General features: G+C 34.1%; 11 protein-coding genes. 6 read left to right on the plus strand and 5 right to left on the minus strand.

What is annotated here, in order from left to right:
• Positions 1-34: 34 nt before the first annotated feature.
• Complete coding sequence (dnaE, locus tag OOK82_RS06125) at positions 35-3,355, minus strand: DNA polymerase III subunit alpha (RefSeq protein WP_264686736.1); 3,321 nt, start codon at positions 3,353-3,355, stop codon at positions 35-37.
• Positions 3,356-3,555: 200 nt separating this feature from the next.
• Between dnaE and OOK82_RS06130 the strand changes: the two genes are divergently transcribed.
• Positions 3,556-4,710, plus strand: a complete 1,155-nt coding sequence (locus OOK82_RS06130; RefSeq protein ID WP_264686735.1) for an ankyrin repeat domain-containing protein — start codon at positions 3,556-3,558, stop codon at positions 4,708-4,710.
• Positions 4,711-4,984: 274 nt separating this feature from the next.
• Here the strand turns inward: OOK82_RS06130 and OOK82_RS06135 are convergent, their stop codons facing one another.
• Entirely contained in the window at positions 4,985-5,953 is a 969-nt protein-coding gene (locus OOK82_RS06135) for an LD-carboxypeptidase (RefSeq protein WP_264686733.1), read from the minus strand.
• Positions 5,953-6,570: a lipoyl(octanoyl) transferase LipB gene (gene lipB, locus OOK82_RS06140; protein WP_264686732.1), complete on the minus strand. Its 618-nt coding sequence runs from the start codon at positions 6,568-6,570 to the stop codon at positions 5,953-5,955. The genes OOK82_RS06135 and lipB overlap by 1 nt, the downstream gene beginning before the upstream one ends.
• 239 nt (positions 6,571-6,809) lie before the next feature.
• Here lipB and OOK82_RS06145 point away from each other — a divergent pair, with 239 nt between their 5' ends.
• The 4 genes from OOK82_RS06145 to OOK82_RS06160 all read left to right on the plus strand — a co-directional run bounded on the left by OOK82_RS06145 (position 6,810) and on the right by OOK82_RS06160 (position 10,374).
• Positions 6,810-7,634 carry a hypothetical protein gene (locus OOK82_RS06145; protein ID WP_264704575.1) on the plus strand — a complete coding sequence of 275 codons (825 nt, stop codon included), beginning with the start codon at positions 6,810-6,812 and terminating at the stop codon, positions 7,632-7,634.
• Positions 7,589-8,422, plus strand: a complete 834-nt coding sequence (locus OOK82_RS06150) for a hypothetical protein (RefSeq protein WP_264704576.1) — start codon at positions 7,589-7,591, stop codon at positions 8,420-8,422. The genes OOK82_RS06145 and OOK82_RS06150 overlap by 46 nt, the downstream gene beginning before the upstream one ends.
• Positions 8,423-8,695: 273 nt before the next feature.
• The gene (locus OOK82_RS06155; protein WP_264686730.1) at positions 8,696-9,871 is read left to right on the plus strand and encodes a phage portal protein; all 1,176 of its coding nucleotides are present in this window, start codon (positions 8,696-8,698) and stop codon (positions 9,869-9,871) included.
• Between the two features lie 53 nt (positions 9,872-9,924).
• On the plus strand, positions 9,925-10,374 hold the full coding sequence (locus OOK82_RS06160) for an ankyrin repeat domain-containing protein (RefSeq protein WP_064085664.1): 450 nt from the start codon (positions 9,925-9,927) through the stop codon (positions 10,372-10,374).
• A gap of 69 nt (positions 10,375-10,443) precedes the next feature.
• Here the strand turns inward: OOK82_RS06160 and OOK82_RS06165 are convergent, their stop codons facing one another.
• A complete protein-coding gene (locus tag OOK82_RS06165; RefSeq protein WP_264704577.1) occupies positions 10,444-12,924 on the minus strand; it encodes an AsmA-like C-terminal region-containing protein in 2,481 nt (826 codons plus the stop codon).
• 277 nt (positions 12,925-13,201) lie between these two features.
• Here OOK82_RS06165 and OOK82_RS06170 point away from each other — a divergent pair, with 277 nt between their 5' ends.
• A complete protein-coding gene (locus OOK82_RS06170; RefSeq protein WP_264375044.1) occupies positions 13,202-13,387 on the plus strand; it encodes a hypothetical protein in 186 nt (61 codons plus the stop codon).
• On the opposite strand, the gene murJ is transcribed toward OOK82_RS06170, so the two are convergent.
• Positions 13,342-14,838: a murein biosynthesis integral membrane protein MurJ gene (gene murJ / locus OOK82_RS06175; RefSeq protein ID WP_026092648.1), complete on the minus strand. Its 1,497-nt coding sequence runs from the start codon at positions 14,836-14,838 to the stop codon at positions 13,342-13,344. The genes OOK82_RS06170 and murJ overlap by 46 nt on opposite strands.
• Between the last annotated feature and the right edge of the window lie 110 nt (positions 14,839-14,948).

A 14,948-nucleotide genomic window follows, 5' to 3' on the forward strand; every position in this document is an offset into this window, starting at 1 on the left:
ATATCAATTAAACACTTTATTATATAAAACTTTTTTATATAAGCAAGTTATTTGTATTAATTTCTACGCCTTCAATCCAACTTAAGTGAGATATTTCATAAATAGCTTGGGGGGTGATTGAATATGTACCTGGCAACAAGATGCTGACTTTATGTTTTTTGAGAAGAAACTTTAGCATTATTTTGGTTTTGCCTCCATTTTTCAACACTGAATTCAACTCCTCAGCAACTTTTTGCGAGTCTGCACATACAGCAGTTAAAACTAATCCTTTCATTAGAGAAGTAACCTTTTCTGTAAATTCAGATATGTCCTTTCCTGATAGTCTCGTTGTGTTTTCTGAAATTTCAAGATCAATTATCACAAATGCTCCAGGTGAAAATAGATTCCTTTTTTCTTCTATTATTTCATTATTGTAGAATGCTATTTCAGAAACATTGTGGGGATCAGAAAGTGTTAGGATAACAAATCTTCCACGTTCTGAGGTTCTCATACGCACATTTAATATTACACCAGCAGTTTTTATCGTCTTACTCTCTCCGATAAACCCAATATTTAATTTTTTCAAGAGAGTTCTAAACTTTTCAAGTGGATGATTAGTTAAGTAAAATCCCAATGAAAATAACTCATGCTCTAATTTTTCCTCTTCATTAAAATCTTCCACGTTCTCAAGTTTTGGCTTCAGAATATCAAGATTACCAAATAAAGCAGCTTGATTTGACTGCCTATTTTTATTTGCAAAGTAAATCAATGTGTCTATTGACTCGTATAACTGCTTTCTATTTTTGTGCACACTATCGAAAGCTCCAGATTTAATTAAGCTTTCTAGCGCCCTCTTATTTATCATATGACCAGAATTTTGAATAAATTCCCATATGTCCTTATAAGGTGCATTTACTATTCCTTCTGCTGTAGCAAAACCAACATTACGCAAAGCAGCAATTCCGTAGCGTATGTGCTCACCCTCTATTGAAAATTCAGCCTTAGATTTGCTGATATCAGGCGAAAGAACAGCAACTCCACTGAATTTTGCAGCATGATAAAACAAATTCAGTTTGTCTCTATCATCAATGTTGAGATTCATCAAGGCCGTAAAAAATTCTAGCGGGTAGTTAGCCTTAAGGTAAGCTGTTTGGTAAGATATAATCGCATATGCAGCAGCGTGGGATTTATTAAATCCATAACCAGCAAATTTTGCAACAAGATCAAAAATATAACTTGCCCTGTCGTAATCAACACCGTTTTTTGTTGCTCCTTGAACAAAAAGTTCACGTTGTTTATCCATCTCTGCCTTAATTTTCTTACCCATGGCACGTCTGAGTAAATCCGCCTCTGCTAAGCTATATCCAGAGAGAATACGCGCTATTTCCATTACCTGTTCTTGGTAGATTATTACTCCGAATGTTTCTTTTAACACCTCCTCAAGCAATGGATGAATGTAATCTGGCTCTTCAAGTCCATGCTTTCTTGCAACATAAGTTGGAATGTTATCCATAGGCCCTGGGCGATAAAGAGAAATTAAAGCGATGATATCTTCAATGCAGTCTGGCTTTAGTTTGATTAAAGCTTCTCTCATTCCCGAACTTTCAAGCTGAAACACTCCGATTGAATCACCTCTTGAGAGCATTTCATAGGTTCTTTGATCAATCAAAGAAACCGAGGAAATATCAAATTTTTTTTCATCACGATTAATTAAACGACATACATGATCTATTAGTGTTAGCGTACCAAGTCCAAGAAAATCAAATTTTATTAACCCAGCTTTCTCTACATATTTCATGCTGTATTGAGTGATTGGCAGAGCCGAATTTGGATCATAATAGACGGGAACAAAATTTTCTAATTTTTGATCGCATATTACAATTCCAGCAGCATGAGTTGAAACGTGACGATATATTCCTTCGAGCTTTAGTGATATATCAAGAAGCTTTGCAATTACCTCATCACTATCTCGTTCTTTCTGTAGGTTTTGATCAAGCTCTATCGCTTGCGATAAAGTTACAGGATTTACTGGATTAAATGGAACCATTTTAGATATTTTATCCACTTGAGAGTAAGGCATTTGCAATACTCTACCAACATCACGCAATACTGCCCTTGCTTGCAATTTTCCAAAAGTGATTATTTGAGCAACATAACCGTACTTTTTCTGAACATAATCAATAACCAGGTCCCTTTTCTCTTGGCAGAAATCGATATCAAAGTCAGGCATCGATACACGATCAGGATTTAAAAATCTTTCAAAGATCAGACCAAACTTTATTGGATCAAGATCTGTAATTTGTAAGCTCCAAGCAACAATCGATCCAGCACCAGAACCTCTTCCCGGTCCAACTGGAATGCCATTTGCTTTGCTCCAACGAATGAAATCAGAAACTATCAAAAAGTAGCCAGCGTAGTTCATCGAAGTTATTACGCTTAGTTCGTAATTCAGCCGATCGTAGTATTGTTTAAGGTCTATGTCCGTTTCATTTGCAATGCGGAATTCTAATCCTGCAACTGCCTGCTCCCTCAGTTCTTCATTCTCAGTTTTATTTTCTCGACAAGGAAATTTAGGCAAGATAGGCTGCCTGCTTCTTGGCATGTAAGAGCACCGCTTAGCTATCACTGAAGTGTTATGAATTGCTTCGGGAATGTCGCTGAACAGTTCCTCCATTTCTGCCACAGATTTGAAGTAATGCTCGGTAGTTAACTTCTTTCTGTTATTCTCCAGGGCATAACTGCCCTCTGATATGCACGTTAATATGTCATAAGCCTCATAGTCAGACTTATTTGGAAAAAACACATCATTCGTTGCAACTAGTGGTATATTGCGCTGATAAGCAAAATCTATTAAAGCTTCTTCAAGCTCTAGCTCTTTATTCAGCCCATGACGCTGCAATTCAACATATAAATGACCATCGAATGCTGAGAGCAGTCTTTTTATCGTTTCTTTATCTTGCTTCAATAACAGTTGAGCCAATATGCCGTCATATCCACCAGTTAAGGCGATTAGGCCTGAACTTAAATTTAATAGCTCATCAAAATCAACGTAAGGAATATCGCTGTTATTCTTGCACTTTTTAAAAGACTCACTCACCAAGGTGACTAAATTAGTGTACCCTTGTTCATTTTTTGCAAGTAGCAGTATTGATAAATTTTGTTCTAAGTGTCGAACGATAATATTGCATCCTATTATTAGCTGTATTCCCCTACTTGCTGCATATTCTGCAAATTCAAGTGAGCCAAATAAGTTACCTGAGTCAGTAACTGCAACTGCCGGCATTTTGTTCTGCAAACAAAGACCAATCAGCTCCTCAATTTTAACCGAACTCTCAAGCAGAGAATAAACGCTATGAACACGCAAGTGTATGAACATAAAAAACTTTAGATTAGCAATAAAAGGATAACATTAATTTGCTCATAGGGATATGAAAAGGTCTAACACTGAAATAACACCAAAGAGGCTATTTGAATCTAATTTACTATTCACAATCCCGGTTATTAGCTTGTTTTAATTGACTTTTTATCATAATCATGTAATAATTAAACATATCGTTTAATATTGAAGGTAAAATCATGACAGGAGAATATGAATTACTGAAAAAAGTACTGAGGACGATTGAGGTTAAGGAAGGCTTAAATAAAGATAATATAAAAGATAATATAATTGAGGAAATACAAGAAGAACTAAAGAAACAGGATCAAGGTCTATATCAAGAGTGGGAGAAAGATGAATTTGATGTAAATGATGCATTTGATATTCTCCTACGCAGAAATCAGAAGTTATTAATTATAGCTGTTCAGAATGGTTACACAAAGACAGTAGGGGTTTTACTCGAAGCAGGAGCAGATGTTAATGCGAAAGATATGTTGAATCGCACTGTTTTGCACTATGCTGCTTTGTGTGGTCGCAAAGAGATAGTAGAGTTTTTAATCTCAAAAGAAGCAGATGTTAATGCGAAAGATGTGTTGAATTGCACTGCTTTGCACCATGCTGCTTTGTATGGTCGCAAAGAGGTAGTAGAGTTTTTAATCTCAAAAGGAGCAGGTGTTAATGCGAAAAATATTTTTTGGTGCACTGCTTTGCACTATGCTGCTTTGTATGGTCGCAAAGAGATAGTAGAGTTTTTAATCTCAAAAGAAGCAGATGTTAATGCGAAAGATATTTTTAATTGCACTGCTTTGCACTATGCTGCTTTTAATGATCACACAAAGATAAAAGAGGCTTTATTCGGAAGAGGAGCAGATTTTGATGTAGACGAACCTCTTTTTTTACATAATGATGCTAAGAATGGTTGCGTAGGTATAGTAGGGATTTTACTTGGAAAAGGAGCACGTGTTAATGCAGTAGATTTATTTAAAAAGACTCCTTTAGATTATGCTAAGAATCAAGACTTAGTAAAAGCTCTATTAGACGCAGGAGGACGTTCTTTTGTGGAAGAACATAATAATAAGGCAATGATTGTGAAAGCACGTAATAAGGCAATGATTGCTGGTGGAGTGAATACATTATTAGGCACTGCTATAGCAGTGGCACTTTTTACAACTGGAACAATTACAGCTCAGTTGATACCTATAGTTATAGCAGTGGTTGCAGTTACAGCAGCAGCACTGGTAGTTGGTTGTGCTACATATGCGCGGTCAAAGCCTAGTACTAAAGTTGATGGAGCAGAGAAACCATCTGCTGCCTTAATAAATGGACAGCAGGGAGTTACTAGCATTCCTTCATAGTAGAGCGCGTGACGCTGTTTCACTTTATGACGATGTCATTCCAGCGCGTAACGCTGGAATCCAGTCTATTTCATCACAAACATTGTTTTTGACATATACTCCTACAATCTTTTGTTTATTACATGATTTGTTATATATGGATCCCAGTGTCAAGCACTGGGATGACAAGAAAGAGGGCTACTCGGATGACACCAAAGAGGCTACTCGAATGACAAGAAAGAGGGCTACTCGGATGACAACGAAGGTGCTGGAATGAAAGGAGTGTTAGATAAAGCTACTTGTATAACTGTTGCACATCCATAAACTCCTTCTCGTCTTGAACGCTAATGGTAGCGTGAGTGTTGAAAGGTAAAGGGTCATTTATATGTCCATGGCCTACTCCTTTCATTGTAAATACTGGAAAGTTGACACTTTTTGCAAACCTTTCTTTTACAATTTCGACAAGATTATCATTATAACAGTTAACAAAGTCACCGAATATTACTGCATCTACTCCATCAAAAATATGAGCTTGTTTTAGGTGATCTAGACTGCGCTCAATTGAATATGGATAAACTCTTATGTCTTCTAAAAATAGAATTTTGTCTTTTGCATTTATTTGCCAAGCAGTTCCTATACTGTTTTCAACCAAAGTCATATTACCACCGATGATTTTAGACTCTAATCTGCCATTTTTTAGTCTAACTCCATTATTTATCATCTTTAAGTTGTCAAATCTGATAGAGTTGCGTTGGTTAAGAATTAATTCTTTTAATTTTTCAACAGAGCTTTCAGCAACAGAGTTATTTACTATCATTTCTAACATGGTGCCGTGAAGAGTTTGCCAATCATATTTAACTTGCAGATAAATATGTAAAGCAGTGATATCACTATAGCCTATAAGAATTTTTTTGTTTTGAGCAATTCTTTCTTTTTTATCATTGGGTAACTTTTCTAGATAGGGAATTAGCCGAGAAGCCCCTTCTCCTCCTCTGATACACCAAATTATTTTGCTATCATCAGTGAGCGCATTAACCAAATCATTCGCTCTAAACTCATCAGAGTTAGAATAAAATGGGTTGTCATTACTGTATATTTTCTCCGAAATGTGAGGATTAAAACCCAAAGTTTTTACGTATTCTCTTATAGTAGGCAGATCTGATTCTTTTCCTTTCGAAGAAGGAGCAATAATATCAACTTGATTGATTGTGTGTGCAGGATTAGTGAGTAAAAGGCATAGAAAATAAAGAATAAAGGAATACATTAAAATATCTTATGAAACTCTTGCTTTAATATATCATCTAATTCGCAAAGAGAAACTTTTACTCCTAGTTTTTCCATTGATGTAACGCCGTAATCTTTTAGTCCACAAGGAATAATACCCTTATAGTGGGAAAGGTTTGGAGAGACATTAAGTGCTATGCCATGATAAGTTACCCATTTTCTCAAGCGAATGCCAAAAGCTGCTATTTTTTCTTCTACTCCGTTGTTGTTCACCCAAATGCCTATTCTATCTTCCTTAAATTCCCCAAGTATATTAAAGTGTTTTAAAACATTTATGATCCAATTACTTAGGTCTCTGATATATAGTTTTATGTCACATTTGTTTCTTTTTTTAAGATTTAGCATTAAGTATATAATACGCTGCCCTGGACCGTGATATGTATATTTACCGCCCCTGCCTGTTTTATAGACAGGAAACAATTTTTCAATAATGTCATCATCTGTTGCACCGATTCCTGCAGTATAAAGTGGAGGGTGCTGGAGCAGCCATACTAGCTCGTCAGATAAATTATTGTAAATTTGTTGAATTTTTGCTTCCATGAATTTTATAGCATGGTTATAATCAGTAAATTGGTTAGAGATTAGCCATTCTGTCATATTCAATTTCTTTTATTTAATTTTATAATACTTACTTGCTTTTCAAGCAAATTTAGGCTTTTGGTAAGCTTTTAAGGCTTTCCGTATAAAGCTATATAGGGCTTTTGTAACAAAAAAGGAAAGTTATCACCTAATAATAAAGAATTTGACATATATTGCTAGATACGCTAATATTTTTAATAAATACTTAATATTCATGTTAAATTAAAATATTTTGGTTAATTTTGTAGGGGAATTTTATGTTAGGTACAACACAAGAAAATCAAAATGAATTGAGTCAGTTTAATCAAGAACAATGGGATCAATTCGTAAAAGACTTGATTAAAAAGGAAAAGGAAGATTTAGAAGTAGTAAAAGAACAATCTAAGAAAAATAAAAAGGAAAATATAGAAACTCTGGAAAAACATTTCCATGATAGAACAATTCAGCCTATAAGCGAGTTCAAGAAAGTAGGAGAGAAAGAAGCAGGCTGCAGCTCAGGATTTCAAGCAGAGCATGAGTATAGTAACAATGAAGGTGATAAGGCACCTTTCATGATTAAGTCTGTTCTAAATCATACGCTTACAAAAGAGGAAGAACAGTCTAAGTTAGCACAATTCAAAGAATCTTTTTACAAAGGATCAAGAAAAGCTACAAAATTGCAAAATCCTTATTTGCCAGATTTTGTAATAAACAATCTTATTGATCAATTATGGCAGCAAGTAGAAAGCAATATATGTCATGATGACCTCAATATTGCTGATTTTATCAGGGAATATGTTGCTGGTGGTTTATATAAGCTGTTTTTATATGACAGAGCTCCAATTGTTGAATTGGTAACAAATAACGATTTGCCAAAGGAAAGATTTGCTAATCGTAATGATCAATTTAAAGAGCACATTGAGAAAGAGAAATACCAGGATAAGCTTTATCTGAGATCAAAGTTTTTGGACAAATTTACAACATTAATGGATCTTCAGGAAAAAGGCAAAAATTACCAAGATGCAAAAGTTTTGAGAAAATACTGGCTGCTCAAATATTGCTTGGAGAAGTTGACATTACACAATCAGAAAATTTTGGTGTAATAGAAGAGGAGTATGAAAATGCAAAGGGTAAAAAAGTAAAAGAAAAACTCTGGGCAAAAATTGATCATGGTAGGTCATTCTATTTAAGCTTTAGTAATACCAAGGATTATTTACAAAACTTTTTTACCTTTCTGACCGAATTGAGAAGATATGGCATAAAAATAGATCTAGAAAAGCTATCAAAAGAGTTAGAGGATTTTTTTGACTATTATGATCAGAATAAAGAAAAATTTGAAGCTTTAATAGATAGGAAGGCAAGCACTTTAAATCATGTATTGAATCCTAACATGCAATTTAACCTTAGGTATATTGATGGATCCATATTGAATGTTAGGAATTTTAAGTACATGAAAGGAGAATTTAAAGTCCAGAAGATGAAGAAGGTAGGTTTTTCTTTTTCTCTTCCAATTCTTGATAACGATTCTCCAAGTACTAGTTTTAGTGATTACTTTAAGCAAAACTTAGAAACCCAGGTTAAAATGGCAAGAAATCTTACTGGTCCATTGAAAGATCTTGCTGGACCATGGAAAAATTTCGATAGAATTGAAAAGATTTATAGTTACGTAATCAAACCTTCATTCTGTCTATTTGTTCCAACGTTAATAGCAGCTATATTTACAAGTGGAACCTTAGGCACAGCTTTTACTGTAGCTGCAATGATTACAGGAATGTGTATGCTTGTTGGAATAGTGACAAACATTTGTCTTAATGTTTATGCAATGAGTAGCTGCAATAGCAAAATTAACAATCCAAAAGTTGAGGAATACCAAAGAGAGCTTCAGCTTTGATAACAGCTTTTCTGGTTTCTTTAACGATGGTGTAGTTGAAGTAGTCCATGTTTGTCATCCGAGTAGCTGACACTGGGATCCAGCTTTTCATACAATCTAGTCAAAGGTGTTCGTTCTGGTATAAAACAGCTATGCTCACCAGTTAAGTGCGCTATCTACAATTAAATTCTTGGATCCCAGTGTCAAGCACTGGGATGACATCATTCTTGTAACACCAATTGATATAATTCAACTACAATTTCAAATTTTTAACAAAATTTTCAGGAGGCACATATGAATTTTAACATTTTTCAAAGAAAGAAAAGCAGTGAATACTCTGCTTTGCAACTAATGATGGAACCAAGTTGGAGTAGGCGTGATTATGTAAGTTTTGCTGAGGAAGGTTACATAAAAAATGTTATTGCCTTTCGAGCAATTAATATGATCGCAAGTGCTTCATCTTCGGTACCTTTTACTCTCTGCCAGCTTACTGACCAGGGAAAATCACAACTAAAAGCGCATCCATTACTGAAGTTACTTTATTCTCCTAATCCAATGACATCAAAATCGGAATTTATTGAAGGGATTGTGACTTATCGATTAGTTAATGGCAATTCTTATGTATTGATGATTGAGGCGCAGAATAAACCAACAGAGCTTTATCTTCTGCGCCCTGATAGGGTTGAAATTATTCCGGGGAGAAGTAACGTTCCTTATGCCTATCGTTATACCGTAAATAACAACAGTTATGACTTTAAAGTTGATAAATTGACTGGGCGTTCAACAGTACTGCATCTTAAAACCTTTAACCCTTTGAATGATTGGTATGGACTTTCACCAATTGAGGCAGCTGCATATAGTATAGATCAGCATAATCAGGCTGGTGCTTGGAATCAGGCAATGCTGCAAAATGGAGCAAGACCAAGTGGTGCAATAGTTGTAAAATCAGAAAAGGATGGAAGTGGTGGAAACTTAAGTCAAGAGCAGTACCAACGCTTAAAAGGACAGATAAATGATCATTACTCAGGTCCTGTCAACGCTGGAAGACCTATATTGCTTGAAGGAGGTTTAGAGTGGAAGGAAATGAGCTTATCACCGAGGGATATGGATTTTATTGAGTCAAAACATAGCTCAGCTCGTGATATTGCGCTAGCTTTTGGCGTTCCGCCGCAGTTGCTTGGCATACCAGGTGATAATACTTATAGCAATTTGATCGAAGCACGTCTTTCCCTTTGGGAACAGACGATTTTACCAACGCTAGAAAATATTATTTGTCACTTAAATTCTTGGCTAGTGCCCAAGTTTGGTAAAGATTTATGTTTGTCATATGATAAAGACGCGATAGAAATTCTAATGGAGAAAAGACAAAAGATGTGGAAATACGTGCAAAACGCAAGCTTCATGACGCTCAATGAAAAAAGAGAAGCTTTTGGCTTGCCACCGTTACCCGGTGGTGATAAGTTGAATTGATATTTATATAGTGTAGATATTTATACTAAGCTGTAATAAACTGGGGGTATTTTATGTATCAAGAACAAGGAAATTCAGTAAGTAATTCTCGATTTACTCTTCCTCATATAGAATTGTTATCGACATGCAAAGCGAATGTTAATGCAGCAGATCATAAGGGCGCTACTCCCTTACATTATGCTGCTTGCGGAAACCGCTTAGAGGAAATGAAATTATTGCTTAAAAACGGAGCGAGTGTTAATGCAGTAGATCATAATGACGCTACTCCCTTACATTATGCTGCTTGCGGAAACCGCTTAGAGGAAATGAAATTATTGCTTAAAAACGGAGCAAATGTTAATGCAGTGGACAATTCTGGTTTTACTCCTTTGCATTTGTCTGTTTGTGAAGGCTACACGGAGATAACACAGTTATTGCTTGGAGAGACAGAGAGTCCAAGCACAAGCTGCAGCGACGCAAGCATTGAGAATGTACAAACAATCAATCAGTCTTATCATTGGTGAGAGTAGAACATCTTTTACTAAGGTCTAACTTAAAGATAGATGGTCCCTTAAATCCTACATCTAAATGAGTTAACTATTTTTCTTGCTAACTAAGGTGTTGTAAATTTGGTCTACATCAAAACTCATCTTAGGGCACCAAATAGGGCCATCTAAGTGTGCCTCGATATAAAGAGGACTATTATGATTTGGTAGTATGAAAAAGAGTCTGAATATAGAAATTAAGGAGAAATTAGATAAGATTAAATTAGAAGAGATAGAACCTGATGCTTGATCGATACTAAACTGTGAACTAGTTGAACATACACCACTGTTAATACTTACTTTTCCATTAATATTTTCAAAAAGCGTACTGCCATTATATATATCAACGTAAGCAAGCTTGGAAATTTCAGGTTTATTCTTACTGCTTAACAACTTAGTGATGAATGAATTAAAATCCACATTTGTAAACTCTATTTTCTGTGCTTGAAAGTTTACATTTCCTGATAAGTTACTAGCCCAATCATCAAAGCTTGTCCCTTGAGTTTTGATTTCACCACTTAAGCTTATCTTGCCATTTATGTTATTAACTCCTATAACTTCCTTGGTGTCCAAATTTGCAATAGAAAATTTTGTGTGAATTGAGCCTGCTTTTAGATAACCCTGAAAAAACATTTGTCCATGTTCTAGTATGTAACTTATCTGTTTGATAGTGATAGTGTTGTTTCTTATCACTGTATCCAAGTTAAAATCTTTTAAGACGTTTTGCCCAATTTTAAATTCTGTAGTTTTGATTTCCACGTTTGCATCAAAATCTCCTTTCTCATCTAAAAAATTAAGCTGCTTTGTTGACCATTGAATTTGATTTATTTCATTTCTTGAGTTTCTTTTTACCTCTAATAGTTTTGGTAATTTAAAGATATTTCCATTAAATTTATTACCTGTAAGGTTTACGTCTAATAAAGGCTTAGTGTATTTTTGATCCACTAATATTTTTACACTACCGGTAATGTCGAAATCTTCTCCGAATAACTTTATTTTATCTGCAACTAGCTTGTTCTCTTGTATTTTTAATGAAAAATCCAAATCTTCAATTTTTGTGCCATTGAATATAGAATCTTTAACACTAGTTCTTATATTTACATCATATTTAAGATTTTTCAGCCATTGCACTTTGCTGAATAATGAATAATCATATTTATCTATATTAATGTTATGTATGCTAAATTTGCTATCGATCATATTGTGTTTTTTTGTGTGATTTACCTTAATTGATCCTTGCCAAGATTCTTTGTTATTTAGCAATCTGATATCTGAAAGAGATAATATTCTAGGTGCTAAATATAGTTTAGAACTTGCTGTAAATTGACTTTTCTCTCTTTCTTGCATCTTGATAGAAGGTAAAATATGTGAGATGAACGACTCACCCTTTATCAATATATCACCATTAAATTCAGACAAGTTGCCATTGTTTGAAACTCTTCCTGATAAGCGAGATATATTATTGGTTCCAGGAAATTGAAGAAGAGTATCAACGTTTATTTCGCCATTAGCAAATTTTAGCGTAGCATGAAATTTGTCCAATATCCTGTTTTGATATTGAATATTTGAAGCTTCCATATTAAAATCCAAGCTCAGGTTCTTTGGCACAACCTCTCTAAAAGATTCTAAAAGACCCTTCATATCTGTTGTTTTGTGTGAGCCGTTTTTTAGGTCGACTTTACTAAAACTAATATTGATATTAGTATGATCACTTTTTCTATCATTTTGTATTATACCAGTGCCTTGCATGCTTTTGGACTCAATTTTTAAATCAGTTGCCGTAAACTCGCTTTCATTGAGATTGATATTGGATGATATCTCAATATTTTCGCTGGGAATCACATAAGAAAGGAAGCTAAGATTAATGATTTTTGCTAAATTGCTCACAGAACCGGAACTGTTATTGATTGTCAGTATTAAATTACCCTGTTGATTTCTATTACCTTTAAATAGCAAATTTGCAAAATTTGAATCAACACTAATGTGTACATTATTTTTTGTGACATTAACCTTTCCAGAAAAATCGTAATTGTTGTCACCAATCTGTACTTCACCAAAAAACTGCTTATTTTTTTTTATAGCAACTTCCTTGATGTTAATAGTATCGGCGTTAAAACTTATTTGGCTGTCCTTTATTAATATATCAACTATATTATCATTGGCTTTCGTATTTATAATATTAAGTAAATTTTCTTTGTTGCTTTTCATGCCCAAAAATGAGATTGACTTTGGTTGCAATGAAAATGAAAACAACGATGGCCTTATTTCAATTTTTTTTGCACTAATTAAATCTGATAATTTTTGTTCCTTGTTTTTGTTATATTGTACATATACATTGTAAATAGTAAGTTTTGGAGTAATGAGCGAAACTTCAATTTTTCCTCCAACATGTACTTTAGCATCATACGTCTTCTCTAACTCTTTTACGATATATTCTCTGTAGCCACTCCAATCCTTAAAAGTTGCAGCAACGTGCATGAGAATTAATAGAAACAAGATTGATGATATGGCGTATAAAGAAAGTTTCATAATAGACCTCTCATTCCAGCATCCCTTCTCTTCTTGTCATCCCAGTCTGGGATCCAGGAAATTTGATTAGACATTAAGTTAATTAGCAAAAAAGTAGCTATTCTTATGTTAAAACACAGCATTTTTACATGAGAAGCTGGTCTGATGAGCACTGGGTTCCCAGTGGAAATTGCTCTCAAACCACAACACTCATACAGTTGTGTGTGTGACACTGTGATCCAGCGTGACTTAAATAAGGTTTTCCAGATTATATAATCAACAAAATTTCTGGATCCCAGTGTCAAGCACTGGGATGACAGGAATAGGTGCTGGGATGACAGGAATAGGTGCTGGGATGACAGGAATAGGTTATGGGATGAAAGGAGTGGATATTGGAATAGTAGCTGAAATGACATATAGCAATACAAAGGGTGTAATTTATACATATTTCAAATTATTCAAATTTCCTCTAAAAATTAGGTAAAGAGTGCTAGAATAAATAATAACACTCAAAGCTATTAAAGTTACTAAATAAACAATACGAGCTAGCCCTCTATCGAAAAACAACCCTGCTGATAAGTAATTAGAGAGATAAAGAACTATTGACATAACCAATGTTGCAGTGAGAATTTTTACAATATTTAGTAATAATGCTTGGCTAATCTTATACATCTTATTTATTGTTAAATAATTAATCAATAAAATAGAATTTATCCAAGTGGAAATGGAAGTAGCAATAGCAATTCCTATATGTTGGTATTTGTTCATTAATATGAGATTTAGTATTACATTAATTCCAAGGCACGTTAATGAGAACATAGTTGGTATTTTTAGCTTTCCCCTAGCAAAGAATGTGGGTAGCAATACTTTATTTATAATAAATGCGGGTAAAGAAAGAGAAAATGCTACTAATGTAGGAACAGTTTGCTGCACTGCATAATAATCAAATCGGCCGTAAGAAAAAAGCGTAAGTAAAATTATGTCAGGAATAATGATAAAAGCAGCAGTTATTGGCATAATTAATATTAACCCTATATTAAGGGCCTTGTTCTGTATTTTGACTATATTCTCAGTATCATTTATTCGTTTTGAAATCAGAGGAAGAAGTACTGTACCAATTGCAGTGCCAATTACTCCTTGCGGTAGTTGATTTAGTCTATCGGCATAATATATATAAGAAACTGCATTTGGTATAAAACTCGCCATGATTGTGTCAATCCATACACTTATTTGTATTACACAATTGTTGATAATTGCAGGTATCACACGTTTAAAAAATAATTTTACTTCGTTACTTAATTCTAAACTAAAAGAAAAGAAAGCCTTTAATTTGTATGCACTAAATATTATTAAAAGTAGCTGCAAAATCCCTCCAATCAGGACAGCTATAGAAAGGTTATGAGCCGGTGTTTCAATGTAAGGTAAAAACAAACTGATGATTAAACAGAGGTTCAAAATGATTGGTGAAATAGCTGTTGAAGCAAAATGCTGTTTTACTTGCAACATTCCACCAATAAGTGATGCGATTGACACGAAGATTATGTAGGGCATCATAATTTTCGACAAAGTTACAGTAAAGGTAAATTTATTTTGGTCAAATCCAGGAGTGAAGATTTTGATCATGTAAGGGAAGAAGGTTTGTGTGATAAGGCAAAAAATTACTAGAATAATAAACGTAATGGATATTACACTACTTGCGAAATTAAATGCCTTTTTATTATCATATGACTCTGCAGAGTATAATGGTATGAATGAGGTAGTAAATGCTCCCTCTGCAAAAAACGATCGAAATAAATTAGCAAAGCGAAACGAGGAAAAGAATATATCTGCAAGAGAAGTTGCACCAATAACTGTAGCAATCAATACATCTCTTATTAGCCCTAAAATTCTTGAAATAGCTGTAAAAAAACTAAATGTGAAAATACTTTTAAACATATCACGATTTCAATACGATTAACTATAATGCTAAAAGCATAAATGAAAATGTTTATTCGCTAAACTTAAAACTCTATGCAAAAGTAGGTAGCTTAAATAATTAATTGACT

Origin of the sequence: Wolbachia endosymbiont (group B) of Apotomis betuletana (assembly GCF_947250475.1) — a bacterium.
Taxonomy (GTDB): domain Bacteria; phylum Pseudomonadota; class Alphaproteobacteria; order Rickettsiales; family Anaplasmataceae; genus Wolbachia.